This is a genomic window from Lysinibacillus sp. FSL K6-1151 (genome assembly GCF_038630755.1).
In the GTDB taxonomy this organism is placed as follows: Bacteria; Bacillota; Bacilli; order Bacillales_A; family Planococcaceae; genus Lysinibacillus; species Lysinibacillus fusiformis_D.
In genome coordinates, this window is the sequence record NZ_CP152040.1 from 1,622,713 (window position 1) to 1,637,288 (window position 14,576).

The following is a 14,576-nucleotide window of genomic DNA, read 5'->3' on the forward strand; positions in this document are numbered from 1 at the left end:
TCAACAAACCCCTTTATTCATCCTCTTTAATACGTAATTGTTGCATCGCAAACTCACGGTACATAGCATGTGTTTCAAAGAGCGTTTCGTGTGTACCACATCCTGTAATATGCCCTTTCTCAATAAATAGTATTTGATCGGCATCTACTACTGTTGATAGACGGTGCGCAATAACCAATGTTGTGCGACCTTCCATTAAGTTGTCTAATGCTTTTTGTACATAAATTTCTGACTTACTATCTAAACTCGATGTTGCTTCATCTAACATTAATATTTGTGGATTACGTAAAAGCGCTCTTGCAATAGAGATACGTTGACGCTGTCCTCCTGAAAGCTTAATGCCTCGTTCTCCAACTTCTGTATCAAACTTATCTGGCAGCTCGTTAATAAATTGATCGGCATAGGCCATTTTGGCTACCTTTTCTAGCTCATCATCTTGCACATCTCGCTCAATACCATAGCAAATATTTTCTCGAATCGTTCCTGATAATAGGGCACTTTCCTGCGCCACATAGCCAATTTGACTGCGCCAAGAATGGAGTGAGAATGTTTCTATTGGTATATCTCCTAGCGTAATACTACCGCTCGTCGGCTGATAATATCTTTCTAACAGTGAAAATGTGGTTGTTTTACCACCACCACTTGGCCCGACGATGGCTGTTACTTTGCCTGGTTCAATCGTGAAGTTTATATCAGATAAAATAGGTTCTTCCCCATAAGAGAAATCGACATTTTTAACATAAATGGGTTGATTTACTTTTTCAACTGTTAAGCCTTCTTCAATATGTTCCTCTTCATGTTCAAGCAATGCACTAATACGTTCTGTTGCACCCATTGCTTTTTGCAGTTGAGTAAAGAACATTGTCAATTGCGTCATTGGCATAATGATTTGGATTAAATATAAAATAAATGCCACCATATCGCCAGCCGTCAGCTCCCCAGAGGAAACACGGACACCGCCATAGCCAATAATAGCTACAAGCACAGACATCAGCACAAATGAAATAAGCGGTGAAATCAATGCATGGATTTTTGCTTCTTTTAAGCCAAATGTAAAGAGATTAGAAATACCTTTTTTTCCACGCGCATATTCAATTTGTTCAGCATTGGAAGCCTTGACTAGACGTGTTTCGGGTAAAACTTGATTCAATACAGACGTAAATTTCGCTGTCTCATCTTGCATACCTTTTGAAATGACAAACATGCGTCGACCAAGCAACATTAAAATGACCATTGCCAGTGGTACAGCAATCAGCATCACTAACGTCATTTTCCAATCTAAAAATAACAGAATGATGATCGAACCAATAATCGAAATAACACCAGATAAACAGTTTGCTAAATGCTCTGTAATCAGCTCTTTCACAACAGCTGTGTCATTTGTAACTCGGCTCAAGGTTTCCCCTGTATCATGTTCATCATAATAGGGGATTGGTAAATGTAGTAGTTTTCTCCATAACTGATCGCGTAATTTTGCTACAACATGGTGACCAACTCGATTTAAATAGTAAATGGATAAGCCACTCGCAACAGCTTGTGCGATAAAGGCAATGCCTAGCACAATGATTTGCCAATAATTAAGTGATTCTAAAGAAAAGCCGTCCACTAATTGTTTTGTAAATAATGGAACAATAAAACCTACACCTGTTGTCGCTAAACTCATCACTAAAGCGATGACGAGTAGCCAAATCGGCGGCTCAGCCCGTTTTATTAATTGTATAAAGCGTCGCCAATCTTTTTGTTTTGTCGTATCTTTTGATGTCTCTTGCAAAGAAATAAGCCTCCTTCATTGTTCGAAAACAATGTTTTTCGTTTCTATGGCTTTACTATAGCATGCGATTATGAACTGAATATGAAATGAATCGTCATTAAAAAAGGTGATGTCACCATCATCTTTTGCTATTAGTCTGCGAATTCATCATGGTAGCAAGACTTCCCAAGCAAGCGATAGGTTCTAAGCTTTAGTTGAATTTGTAAAAGTTCCTCATAGCTTTTTAAATCAGTTTATAAAATTTCTTTGATCTATTCGATACGATAAATCAACATTTCCTTGGCGGTTTTGCTAATATTCATATTTATGTAGATGCAATATGAATTGCAAGGGTACCCATTTAATGAAGGCCAACAAACGATTCAAAAATAAAAAGACGACCTACCTTGCTAGGAAGTCGTCTTTTTCATATGGATATGAGGTTGATTCTGATTGCCAATTTTTAGTTGAATCAGGACCATAGCTAGAACGATGATAATCATGCCAATAATCGCAACTGAAAAATTGCCTGTGAAGTCTCGTACTAGACCAACAAAAAATGGACCCAGGGCAGCGAATACGAAACCAACTGATTGTGTCATGGCTGCCAGGAAGCTTGCCTCGCTCATATCCTTGGCCTCATCGATAGGTAATGTTAATCCTAATGAGAATAGCCCACCTGCACCAATGCCAATCAACATACTACTTAACCAAGGATTATAAGAAAACAGTAGCATCAATAACCCAATTAATTCTAATGATGAACTGCTGATTAGCCATACAGCTCGATGCTGAAAACGATTATTTAAGATAGGCACTAAAAACGTGGCAGGCATTTGGGCGACGGTTAATAGTGTCAGCATCATGCCAGCATCGTGTTTGCTGTAGCCCATATTTTCAGCGATTGGTGGTAACCAAGCCATTATGGTATAAAACATGAAGGCCATTAAACCAAAAAAGCCTGTTAAAAGCCAAGCTTTTTGATTCGTTAGCATGTGCTTCACATTTATACCAGTACTAGATGGTTTAGCAGCGTCTGATTTTTGTTCGCCTGGTTTCCACCAAAAGACTAAAGCAATCAGGGCAAGTATAGCCCATGAAGCGGCAGAAGCTTGCCATGAATGAAAGAGATTGCTCAATGGGATGGAAAGCCCTGAACCAAGTCCAGCACCTACAACAAGTGCTAACGAGTAAAGACCGATTACACGAGACGGATTCGAAAACTTCTCCTTAATATAGCCCGATAATAAAGGACCCGCTATAGCAATACCAATGCCTGATAAAAAAGCCGTAACTAGCATCACCCAGGCAGAATAAGCAAAAAATCTTGCAGCTGTTGCAAGTCCAATAAGAATAAGGGAGTAAGCAATGGCTCTCTCAATGCTCCAACGATTGGCTAGTTGTATCGCAAAAGGAGCAAACAAGCCCATACATAGCACAGCTAAAGATGTTAATAAACTTGCAGTAGCTGCACTCATATGTAAAGATTCGCGGATGGTGCCTAACAAAGGTGAGACCGAAGTAATCACAGGACGTAAATTAAATGAAGCTAAAATAATAGCGATAATGGGTATAATTGTTTGCTTTGCATTCATGTTATTTCAACTCCGATACAATTCATAGTAAGTTCAAATTGAAGTCTATACTAACCAAGATGATTGAACAATACTATTATTACTATTACAATAATAGATAAAAACTATGATTGGGTGTGATCGGTGTGGAAATACGTCATTTACACTATTTTATGGCAGTCTGTGAGGAGTTACATTTTACAAAAGCTGCTGAGAAACTTGGCATTTCTCAGCCAACATTAAGTCAGCAAATACGCGTGCTTGAGGACGAGTTAGGTATGCCATTGTTTGATCGGATTGGAAAAAAGATTGTTGTAACAGAGGCTGGCTCTCTATTATTTAGCTATGCTACGGAAATGCTCACAACATTACAAAATGTTAAAGATGCTATCAATGATTTACAGGAGCTGCAAAGAGGACAAATAAGTGTTGGCATTATGCCATCTGATTTAGATTATCGGATTACACAGCTTGTCATTGACTTTCATCAAAAATTTCCGAAAGTAAAACTGAGGATACTGGCTTCTATTGATATTATGCGGCAGGTTCTTGAAAATGAAGTGGATATTGGCATTGGGACGAATGTGGAGCCAGATGATCGTTTGGTAATCATTCCTTTACGTAGAGAGGAGTATGTGCTGACCGTTTCACAGGAGCACCCATTGGCGAATCAAACCGCTATCACCATTGCTGAATTGAAAGGCCTGCCTATGGTGATGTATCCAGAAGGCTTCTTTGGCAGAGAGATTGTAGAGGAGGCTGTAAAAAAACATGGTTTTCAGCTTCATTCTATTCTTGAAACAAGCTCTGTCACGTCGATTATGAATCTTGTCCGTGCCAATATTGGTGCGACAGTGCAACCATACCATCTAATCCAACAAATAAATGATCCTACTTTGTGTAGTATACGTATTTCAGATGGAGCACCTAGCCGTAGCTTGTCTATCATTTACCGAGTAGATCGCTATGTCAGCCAAGCAACAACAGCATTTATTAAACAAATTAAAGAATATTTCAAGGCTTGAAGCAAACGGTTAAGAAGTTAAATTGCCAAATAAAGTTCCTTTTTTTGGTGAGATTACATATACTATTTATAAACCGACAGTCAGTCTAATTTATGTAGGGCAAGATATGAAGCGTGTAAAGTTTCACTTGTGCCTACACTTTTTTTACACAAATAATGACCGACAGTCGGTCTAATAAATTGAAGAGGTGGTCATTAAATGGAAATAACAATAACAGAAAAGGGCTATTCGAAAGATTTTTTTATAATGGTAGTTGGGCAAATTATTTCTATTTTGGGCTCTGCACTTTTAAGATTTGCTTTGTCACTTTTTGTGTTAGATATGACAGGACGCGCAGATCTTTTCGCTTTGCTTTTTGCTATTTCATGCCTACCTATTTTACTTACGCCATTTGGTGGTGCTATAGCAGATCGATTCAATCGACGTAATTTAATGGTCCTATTTGATTTTATCAGTAGTGCTATTGTCTTTATTTTCTTTTTCGTGTTACTGACAGACAATCATTCCGTGTTATCGATAGGGTTTGTTATGGTGCTGTTATCACTTGTCAGTGCAATGTATACACCAGCCGTAATGGCTAGTATCCCTATATTGGTTAGTGAACAGAAACTAGAACAAGCCAATGGCATTGTCAACGGAGTGCAGGCTTTGGCAGGTGTGACTGCACCTGTACTAGGGGGAATTTTATATGGTGTGCTCGGCCTAAAAATGCTGGTCATTGTAAGTGGTTTTTTATTCTTCTTTACAGCTATTGTAGAAATGTTTATGACGATTCCCTTTATAAAGCGAGACTACGATGGGCATTTGGTGCAAATATTAATGAAGGATATGAAAGAAGGCTTTACCTATGTCGTGAAGCAAACATTTATTTTAAAATGCACGCTACTAGCTGCTTTATTGAATTTATTATTGACACCCCTTTTTGTTGTGGGCGTGCCGATTATCCTTCGCGTCACAATGGAAAGTAGTGATGCATTATATGGAATAGGTATGGGTATCATTGATTTGGCAACCATTTTAGGAGCATTAACGATGGGCTATTTTGCACAAAAGCTTCGTATTCACAACCTCTACATTTGGGTGTTGCTGTCGGCATTATTAGTCATTCCTATGGCGATGGCTGTGTTGCCTCGAATGTTACTAGTAGGCTATTATCCTTCATACGGCATCTTTATTGGGTGTGCCGTTGTGATTGCGATGATGATGACGATCATTTCCATTTACGTGATGACCCTTGTCCAAAAGCAAACACCAAATGATAAATTAGGGAAGGTCATGGCAATTATGATGGCAGTATCACAATGTATGGCTCCACTTGGGCAAATAGGGTATGGTATGTTGTTCGAGGTCTTTCAAGGTAGGATTTATATACCTGTTCTCATGATAGCTGTATGTGTACTATTGTTAGCGTTCATAACGAACAGAGTATGGCGATTTGAGACTAAATGATTTGTTATAACAAAGAAAACCACCTTTTTAATGGTAGTTTTCTTTGTAAAGCTTAAAATCTTCTCGCTCTATGACGCCTCTGCCTGTTAGTAGGAGCCTGCGTAGGCAAGAATGGGAAGAGAAGTGGTGGCCTAAACTGTGCATTATTGCCTACATGGACAGCCAGCGATTCCTTTTCACTCGTAGGAGCCGCACTCTCTTCCTCCTGTGCTATGGCGTTTAATAGCGGTGCTGGAGACTCGTTATGATGTGTAGTACTGGTAGTTTCAGTAGGATTTGTTGTAGCAGTCGCTTCTTGATGTTGTGCTGGATGTTCGATGGCAGCATGTGGCTGCTGGACTGCATGGACGTCTTTCATGACGAGGATTGGCCGCATCATATCATGGTCCTCGTGCTCAAGGAAGTGACAATGCCACATATAATGACCAATATGATCTTTCCAATGCATAATAATTTTCGTTACCTTACCTGCATCAGCTTTCACGGTATCCTTCCAGCCTCGCTCATAGTCACGTGGCTCCTCAGGTGGCCCTGTGAATTCTATAATGCCTTCATTTTGATAAAGTTCCAGATTAAAAGGTCTTCGCTCCAAAATTTTAAATTGAATGAGATGTAAGTGAATAGGGTGAAGAAAAGGTGTAGCATTAATAAAATTCCATATTTCCACACTATCTAAAGATGGTTTTTCTGTTGCTGGGTCATGGTACATACGGTCATTTAATAATAACATAGGGCGTCCAAATTCATCAGTTGTAGCTGTCAAGGGCAGTTGTCTTTCAATATGTGCATGGTGTGTATGGAGATCCATCGTAACGGCTAGCCTTTCAGGAATATCACTTGTATCTTCACATTTTAAAGGTACTGTGACTCTAAACTGCATAATGACATTTGTGTGTTCATTACTGAAATCTGTATCCGCATTGATTAAGGTGATTTCCTGTCCCGCGCAGTTTGAAAAATCGATAATCACATCTGTACGTTCTGCTGGCAACAACTCGACAGATTGGATCAGTTGGGGGGCGGATAAGAAGCCGCCATCTGTACCAATTTGAAACATTGGCTGACCATTTGACAGGCTGATAACATAGCCCCTCCGATTGGAACCATTAAGAAAACGAAATCTATATTTACGTGGCTCTACATCTAAGTAAGGCCATAATTTTCCGTTCACTACGATTGTATTACCAACAAAACCAGGTGTAATGGAGGGGTGAACGGGGACTGGGAATGGTGGTTCATCAGGATAAAACAACGAACCATCCTCATTAAAGGATTTATCTTGTATTAAAACCGGATATTCGTAGTCTCCACATGGTAAATTAGCGCGTTCCTCAAGTGCATCTCTCAGTAAATAAAAGCCTGCTAATCCTGCATAGACATTTAAACGTGTTAAGGCCATTGCATGGTCATGATACCACATGGTAGTGCCAGGCTGATGATTTGTATATTCATGTATTTCCTTATTAAATTTTGGCCCAGTATGCCGATAGTCTCTTGTGTACCATGCTTCTGGATGACCATCACTCTCCCAATCCACATTGGCGCCATGTAAGTGAGTGACGGTTCTTACCTCTTGAGAATCGTTGGCGGCATGAAGTGTAAAATCTACGGGCAAAAAGTGCTGTAAGGGTAGCTGATTTTTATATTTCACATAAATGGTTTTGTCTTTAGTAGCTTCAATGGTCGGTCCTGGATAAAGCCCGTTATAGCCCCAAATGTATGTTTTGGGGAAATGCTTATGAAAACGGTGCTCGCCTTCCATCATGACTAATTCGTAATAATCATTTTTTTGTTGCCCTCTACTATATTTGGGTTTAGCTGTCATTGGTTTTGGAAGTTCATCTACAAATTTTGGAATAGTTGCTGGATCAGAAGGGTTAATTTGCATACTCACAACATCACGTCCTTTTTCAATACTTAAAATGGCTAATTATTTCATCATATGGGTAAAAACAATAGGTAACGGGGACAATGATGGAGAAAAGTGTGTGAAGGCATAAAAATTTAACGACAACTATGAATGGAAAGCGATGATTCATTTTGAAGGTGTAGCGCAAGAAAAAGATGGTTGGACCTAGTAAGAGATTTTGAAATGCAGGAAATAGTTGGTTATCTAATGAAAAGGGCGGACGGAGTGAATAAATATACCTTATAATTGAGAAAGCACAAAGTGTATAGGGCTTGGAGAAGTGGTGAAACGGTGAAATTAACATTAGAAGAGTTAAATAAAACGATTATGGAAATGCGCACGAAGGGGTTTTTAACGGAAGCACTAAAACTAGCGGATCAAGGTCTTTTAGTCGCATTAGAGAGCAAAAATTATGCATATGTATTGGATTTGTACTATCAAAAAATACTAGTTCACCATTCTTTAGGTGACACATTAAGCATGGTCAGTCTTATGCATGATTATGAGGCGATTTGTCAAAAATATGGTTCTAGCAAAGATTTAATGCATTATCATTTAATCATGTCTTTAATCTATGACTTGGTAGGCATACGTGAAAAAACAGTAGAGATGACGAAGAAATCGATCGCCTATGCACAAGAGTTGCAGGACGCCATCATGCTTGTTCGGTGTCATAATAATTTATGTTATTTAGAGGTGGAGAAGGGCTGTACGAAGGAAGCACTTCAAGCAGGGCTTTTAGCTAGAACATATAATCAGTCCTTATCTAAGACAATGCCCGATCTTGCAAAATTACATGATATTCGTATTAATAATAATTTAGCAGATGTTTATATTTTAGAAGGGGATTTTAAAACGGGGAAGGCCTTGCTGGACAATACGTTATCCTCTGACATTATTCATCAGCATAAACGCGAAAAAGTAGCTGCGTTGTTTGGCTATGGCTTTTTATATGAAAAGCAGCAAAAGCTTGAAGAAGCCGTCCCCTATTATAAAAAGGCTGTAGAGCTTGCTAAATCCTACGGGGATAAACCGACAACGAAAAAAGTCATGCGTTTACTGTTAGATGTATTGTATCAATTGAATTGGCGGGATGAAATTTTTGATGTACAGCGTGAATATATTGATCTTACAGAAAAAATGAGTGTTGCGAATTTACTACAGCAAGTCATGAATTTGGAATTTAAGCGTCAAAAGGAGAAGCTTGAGAAAAAAGCCCATTATGATCCATTAACGGGCGTGTTAAATCGTCATTTTTTGGATCATGAGCTACATGAATGGTTAAACATAGCCGAAATGACGCAATCATATGTGTGTATTACGGTACTAGATATTGATCATTTTAAATTGTTTAATGATATGCATGGTCATCTGTTTGGGGATATGGCTTTACAGCTTTTAGCCAAGGGCTTGAAGAACTTTTTACATAAGGAAGATGTGAAAATTATTCGGTATGGCGGAGATGAATTTATCCTTTGTATCAAGCATCAACAAAAGGACTATATCAAAACACTTGTCAACAACACGCATGCTTATTTACTCACTTTAAAGCTAGAACAAGAGCATCAAAGCTATCCGTTAAAGGTGAGTATGGGTGCTTGTGTCAACAATCAGCAAAATTATCAGTATAAAGAGTTATTTGAGCGAGCAGATAGCTGTTTGTACGAAGCGAAAGATAATGGCCGTGCCAGCTATGTTCTGTGCGAACTATCATAAATTTACGCATTCCTATTTACTTGGTTGAATAGGAATTTTTCAATGGAATTAAATTTGCTATACCAATCATTTGAAAACGTTATTCTAGCAACGTACAATATATGAAATTAGGAAACACGACAGTACAAAATTGTTGTATAATGTTGTGGTATGAGGAAAGAAAGCAGGTTGACAAAATGGAAAGCAAAATGAATGGTTATACAGTGATAGACATACACAAGCTTCAGCTATGTGTTATGTCAAAACAGCTCAATAGGAAACATAAGGTGAATAGATGAAAAACTGGTTAATTTTCATTTCTGTCTTTATTGTTTCATTGTCACTTGTCATTAGCATTTTAGTACTCTGGAAAGCCGAGGCTCCGTTCCGTTCAATTGAAGAGAAGGCTGAACAGTTGGCACTCGATGCCAAAGCCCTCGCAATTGTCTCGGAGTCCTACACATATAATGGCAAACATTCGTATGTTACTGTGTTCGGGGTAGACGAATACGGTGATAAAAAAGCTGTCTTTGTTCCAACGAATCTAGATGAGGATTCCATTCAGGAAGTGTTATTAGAAGATGGTATTACGGAAAAGCAAGCATTATCGGTTTTTAAAAATGAAGGAAATGTACAAAAAGTCCTCCACATGAAATTAGGTTATGAGGAACCTGGCGCTGTTTGGGAGATTACCTATCTAAACAACCATGATCAGCTCAACTATGTCTATATCATGTTTAAGGATGGCGACTGGTGGAAGCGCATTACGAATTTATAAGAGGAGTAGATCCCAGATGAAAAATTTATTAGCAACACGTGTAAAAACTTTAACACCATCTTCAACATTAGCTATTACTGCGAAAGCAAAAGCATTGAAAGAGCAAGGTATTGATGTTATTGGTCTTGGGGCTGGTGAACCAGACTTTAACACACCTCAAAATATTTTAAATGCAGCCATTGATTCAATGGAAAAAGGATTAACAAAATATACACCTGCTGGCGGACTTCCAGTTTTGAAAAAAGCTATTATTGATAAGCTTCAACGCGATAATAATCTTGCCTATCAATCAAATGAAGTCATTGTCGGCGTAGGGGCAAAGCATATTTTATATACGCTATTCCAAGTTATTTTAAACGAGGGCGATGAGGTTATCATTCCAATTCCTTATTGGGTGTCTTATCCAGAACAAGTGAAATTAGCTGGTGGCGTACCTGTATATGTTGAAGGTACACGTGAACAAAGCTATAAAATTACAGCGGATCAACTAAGAGCAGCTGTGACAGATAAAACGAAAGCTGTTATTATCAATTCACCTAGCAACCCATCAGGCATGATTTATTCTCGTGAGGAGCTAGCAGAGCTTGCAGCTGTTGCAGAAGAAAAAGATATTTTAATCGTGTCAGATGAAATTTATGAAAAGCTTGTATACAATGGTATTGAGCATTTTTCAATTGCACAACTTTCTGATGCAGTGAAAGCACGTACAATCGTTGTAAATGGTGTGGCAAAATCTCACTCTATGACAGGCTGGCGTATTGGGTATGCTGCAGGTGACGCAGACATTGTTAAAGCAATGACTGACCTTGCATCACATTCAACATCAAATGCGACAACAACAGCACAATATGCAACTGTGGAGGCGTATAATGGCCCTCAGGACGCAGTAGAAGAAATGCGTCAAGCATTTGAATCTCGTCTTGAAAAAATTTATCCACAGTTAAGTGCAATTCCTGGCTTCCATGTCTTAAAACCACAGGGTGCATTCTACTTATTACCAGACGTAGCAGAAGCTATGGCCCACACTGGCTATGATTCAGTAGATACATTCGCTGCGGATATTTTAACAGAAGCAAACGTAGCAGTGATTCCAGGCTCTGGCTTTGGTGCACCAACTACAATGCGATTATCCTATGCTACATCTTTAGAATTATTAGAAGAGGCAGTCCGTCGTATTGATGCATTTGTAAAATCAAAATGGCAAGACTAATCCCTCTAGTCGACTTTGGAGGATTTCTATGAAAAAAATTATGATTAAAGATATGCCACAGCATATCGGTGAAACAGTCAAAATTGGCGTTTGGTTAGCTAACAAACGTTCAAGCGGAAAAATCGCGTTCTTACAGCTACGTGATGGTTCTGGCTTTGTACAGGGCGTTGTCGTGAAAGAAGAAGTAGGCGAAGCAATTTTTGCTACGGCAAAAGGAATGACGCAAGAAACGTCTATGTACGTTACGGGCGAAGTGAAAGCTGACGAACGCTCAAGCTTTGGCTGTGAGCTTGCTGTAACAGGTATTGAGGTACTACATGCAGCAACAGATTTCCCAATTACACCAAAAGAACATGGTCCTGAATTTTTAATGGATAACCGTCATTTATGGCTACGCTCTCGTAAACAGCATGCCATAATGAAAATCCGTAACGAAATTATTCGTGCCACATATGAATTTTTCAACAATAATGGTTTTACAAAAATGGACCCACCAATTTTAACAGGATCTGCACCTGAAGGTACTTCAGAGCTATTCCATACAAAATATTTTGATGAAGATGCTTATCTATCTCAATCTGGTCAGCTTTACATGGAAGCGGCTGCAATGGCGTTAGGAAAAGTATTCTCATTCGGTCCAACTTTCCGTGCTGAAAAATCTAAAACACGTCGTCACCTAATCGAGTTTTGGATGATTGAGCCTGAGATGGCATTTGTAGAATTTGAAGAAAACTTAGAAGTACAAGAGCAATATGTAGCGCACATCGTACAATCCGTACTGGCAAACTGCAAATTAGAATTAGAGCGACTTGGCCGTGATACATCGACACTTGAAAACATCAAAGCGCCATTCCCTCGTATTTCGTATGATGATGCGATCAAACTTTTACATGAACAAGGCTTCGACGATATCGAATGGGGCGATGATTTTGGTGCGCCACATGAAACAGCTATTGCGAATTCATTTGACAAACCAGTATTTATTACTTGTTACCCAGTAGGCATTAAACCATTCTATATGCAACCACATCCAGAGCGTGATGATGTTGTCTTATGTGCTGATTTAATCGCACCAGAGGGTTACGGTGAAATTATTGGTGGTTCTGAGCGTATTCATGACTATGAATTATTAAAATCACGTTTGGAAGAGCATAATCTATCATTAGATGCTTATGCATGGTATTTAGAGCTTCGCAAACATGGTTCTGTCCCACATTCAGGCTTTGGTCTTGGATTAGAGCGAACTGTAGCATGGATTTCTGGCACAGAGCATATCCGTGAAACGATTCCATTCCCACGTTTACTGAACCGCTTATATCCATAAGCTAATCAATTTAAAAGTCGCGTAGTGAAATATCTACGCGGCTTTTCTACTTACTAAAGAAGGAGTCTGGAGAAACATGAACGTAAATAATCATCGACTCCGTACATGGACTGAGCAGAGAATGATTCCCATTCCTCAGCTTTTTTTTCAGTTTTATAAGGAGTTAAATATGGAAGATGAAGAGGCACTCATTGTCATGCACTTATTAGCCTTTCATATGGAAGGGAATGATTTCCCAACACCTAATGATCTCAAAAATCGCCTCACAATGTCTGACCATGACATCACATCACGTTTACAACGCTTAATGCAAAAAGGTTTTCTTGAAATTTCACGCGATGTTGATGCGGGAGGCAAGCTATATGAAAAATATTCCGTGTACCCACTATGGGAGCGCATTGTGCAGATGATGGATATGAAAGAGCAGCAAAAAACGGCAGTGACACTTCGACAAGAAGAAGGCGAGCTATTCCGTCTATTTGAAGAGGAAATGGGGCGTCTTTTATCTCCTTTAGAGCTTGAAAAAATAGGATGTTGGCTTGATGAGGACAAGCATAGTCCAGCGCTCATTAAGGAAGCACTAAAGGAGGCTGTCTTTGCTGGGAAACTGAGTATTCGTTATATTGATCGCATTTTATTAGAGTGGAAAAAGAAAAATATTACGACACCACAAGCCGCACAAAAGCAAAGCGAGCAGTTCCGTGAGAAACAGACATTTAACAGAGCACCAGCGCGGACAGCTCAACAAGAAACAACGCAACCAACGAATAAAGTACCATTTTACAATTGGTTAGAGGAAAGAGAATAGAGGGGGCATCTGGTTTGTTAACAAAAAAACAGTGGGAGCATTGTCTGGGAGAGATGGATCGAATGTTTCCCGATGCACATTGTGAGCTCGTGCATGACAATGCCTTTGAGCTGACGATTGCTACATTATTATCCGCACAATGTACAGATGTACTAGTCAATAAAGTAACGAAAACATTATTTCAAAAATATAAAACGCCAGAAGATTATTTAGCGGTATCCTTAGAGGAGTTACAGCAGGATATTCGTTCTATCGGTCTTTATCGTAATAAGGCAAAGAACATTCAGGCATTATGTCAACGATTGCTCACTGAGTATGGTGGTGAAATACCTGCAACACGTGAAGCACTTGTGACATTACCAGGCGTAGGGCGAAAAACAGCCAATGTCGTGCTTTCCGTTGCCTTTGATATTCCAGCACTTGCAGTAGATACGCATGTGGAGCGAGTTTCAAAACGGCTAGGGCTCTGTCGATGGAAAGATTCGGTGCTTGAAGTAGAAGAAACGATTATGAAAAAAACACCTATGGACAAATGGTCGAAAACACATCACCAGTTAATTTTCTTTGGACGTTATCATTGCAAGGCACAAAATCCTGGGTGTCATGCCTGCCCTTTACTCGCTGATTGTCGTGAAGGTCAAAAACGCTTAAAGAAAGGCTTGGTGAAGGAAGCGTGAACAATGAGGCTATCGCAAAAGATAAAGTAGATGCATGGTTTGCTCAATGGTCAACCTTGCAAGCAGCGATCCATACAGCCCACGATGCGAGAAACGGTACAGCTAAAGGGCTAATGGAACAAGCCATCGAGCTATTTGAACAACTTGTACAGGCAGCAGGCGATGAGGTGCTACCGATCAATGGTGTTGAAAGACTTTCCTTTATTAAAGCCAAGCCAGGCCAATACGCATGCTACCGTCAGCTAGATGAATTATTCAAAGAAACCAAAAAGCGCACAGCTCGATTGCGAATTCAAGCTAGCAAAAGCTAGGAGTCGATAGAGCACCAAGATGCGGATAAAGTGCAAGAAGTGGTGGATAGAAAGTCAAAAGTAGCG

Annotated in this window: 12 protein-coding genes; 9 read left to right on the plus strand and 3 right to left on the minus strand. The window is 39.4% G+C overall.

Features of this window, described 5'->3' with window-relative positions:
- Positions 1-13: 13 nt before the first annotated feature.
- Positions 14-1,771 (minus strand): ABC transporter ATP-binding protein, encoded by a 1,758-nt coding sequence (locus tag MHI04_RS07670; protein WP_058845078.1) that lies wholly within the window; start codon positions 1,769-1,771, stop codon positions 14-16.
- Positions 1,772-2,160: 389 nt separating this feature from the next.
- Entirely contained in the window at positions 2,161-3,345 is a 1,185-nt protein-coding gene (locus MHI04_RS07675) for an MFS transporter (protein WP_342535486.1), read from the minus strand.
- A gap of 125 nt (positions 3,346-3,470) precedes the next feature.
- Between MHI04_RS07675 and MHI04_RS07680 the strand changes: the two genes are divergently transcribed.
- Entirely contained in the window at positions 3,471-4,349 is an 879-nt protein-coding gene (locus tag MHI04_RS07680; protein ID WP_036118490.1) for a LysR substrate-binding domain-containing protein, read from the plus strand.
- A gap of 198 nt (positions 4,350-4,547) precedes the next feature.
- Complete coding sequence (locus MHI04_RS07685) at positions 4,548-5,798, plus strand: MFS transporter (RefSeq protein WP_101966311.1); 1,251 nt, start codon at positions 4,548-4,550, stop codon at positions 5,796-5,798.
- 52 nt (positions 5,799-5,850) lie between these two features.
- Here the strand turns inward: MHI04_RS07685 and MHI04_RS07690 are convergent, their stop codons facing one another.
- Complete coding sequence (locus tag MHI04_RS07690; RefSeq protein ID WP_058845114.1) at positions 5,851-7,686, minus strand: multicopper oxidase; 1,836 nt, start codon at positions 7,684-7,686, stop codon at positions 5,851-5,853.
- Between the two features lie 312 nt (positions 7,687-7,998).
- Here MHI04_RS07690 and MHI04_RS07695 point away from each other — a divergent pair, with 312 nt between their 5' ends.
- From MHI04_RS07695 to MHI04_RS07725, 7 genes are all read left to right on the plus strand, one after another.
- Positions 7,999-9,423 carry a tetratricopeptide repeat-containing diguanylate cyclase gene (locus MHI04_RS07695; RefSeq protein WP_058845082.1) on the plus strand — a complete coding sequence of 475 codons (1,425 nt, stop codon included), beginning with the start codon at positions 7,999-8,001 and terminating at the stop codon, positions 9,421-9,423.
- Between the two features lie 274 nt (positions 9,424-9,697).
- Positions 9,698-10,180 carry a DUF5590 domain-containing protein gene (locus tag MHI04_RS07700; protein WP_036118471.1) on the plus strand — a complete coding sequence of 161 codons (483 nt, stop codon included), beginning with the start codon at positions 9,698-9,700 and terminating at the stop codon, positions 10,178-10,180.
- 16 nt (positions 10,181-10,196) lie between these two features.
- Complete coding sequence (locus MHI04_RS07705) at positions 10,197-11,390, plus strand: pyridoxal phosphate-dependent aminotransferase (protein ID WP_036118468.1); 1,194 nt, start codon at positions 10,197-10,199, stop codon at positions 11,388-11,390.
- A gap of 28 nt (positions 11,391-11,418) precedes the next feature.
- Positions 11,419-12,714 carry an asparagine--tRNA ligase gene (gene asnS / locus MHI04_RS07710; protein WP_036118465.1) on the plus strand — a complete coding sequence of 432 codons (1,296 nt, stop codon included), beginning with the start codon at positions 11,419-11,421 and terminating at the stop codon, positions 12,712-12,714.
- Between the two features lie 76 nt (positions 12,715-12,790).
- Positions 12,791-13,522 carry a DnaD domain-containing protein gene (locus MHI04_RS07715; RefSeq protein ID WP_036118461.1) on the plus strand — a complete coding sequence of 244 codons (732 nt, stop codon included), beginning with the start codon at positions 12,791-12,793 and terminating at the stop codon, positions 13,520-13,522.
- 14 nt (positions 13,523-13,536) lie between these two features.
- The gene (gene nth / locus MHI04_RS07720; protein WP_342535487.1) at positions 13,537-14,199 is read left to right on the plus strand and encodes an endonuclease III; all 663 of its coding nucleotides are present in this window, start codon (positions 13,537-13,539) and stop codon (positions 14,197-14,199) included.
- Positions 14,196-14,510: a YpoC family protein gene (locus MHI04_RS07725; protein WP_036118455.1), complete on the plus strand. Its 315-nt coding sequence runs from the start codon at positions 14,196-14,198 to the stop codon at positions 14,508-14,510. The genes nth and MHI04_RS07725 overlap by 4 nt, the downstream gene beginning before the upstream one ends.
- Positions 14,511-14,576 lie beyond the last annotated feature (66 nt).

What these genes read in the sequence shown, in the direction of transcription:
- MHI04_RS07685 (WP_101966311.1), top strand. Translation starts at nt 4,548, where the DNA reads ATGGAAATAACAATAACAGAAAAGGGCTATTCGAAAGATTTTTTTATA.
- asnS (WP_036118465.1), top strand. Translation starts at nt 11,419, where the DNA reads ATGAAAAAAATTATGATTAAAGATATGCCACAGCATATCGGTGAAACA.
- MHI04_RS07700 (WP_036118471.1), top strand. Translation starts at nt 9,698, where the DNA reads ATGAAAAACTGGTTAATTTTCATTTCTGTCTTTATTGTTTCATTGTCA.
- MHI04_RS07690 (WP_058845114.1), bottom strand. Translation starts at nt 7,686, where the DNA reads ATGCAAATTAACCCTTCTGATCCAGCAACTATTCCAAAATTTGTAGAT.
- MHI04_RS07715 (WP_036118461.1), top strand. Translation starts at nt 12,791, where the DNA reads ATGAACGTAAATAATCATCGACTCCGTACATGGACTGAGCAGAGAATG.
- MHI04_RS07675 (WP_342535486.1), bottom strand. Translation starts at nt 3,345, where the DNA reads ATGAATGCAAAGCAAACAATTATACCCATTATCGCTATTATTTTAGCT.
- MHI04_RS07705 (WP_036118468.1), top strand. Translation starts at nt 10,197, where the DNA reads ATGAAAAATTTATTAGCAACACGTGTAAAAACTTTAACACCATCTTCA.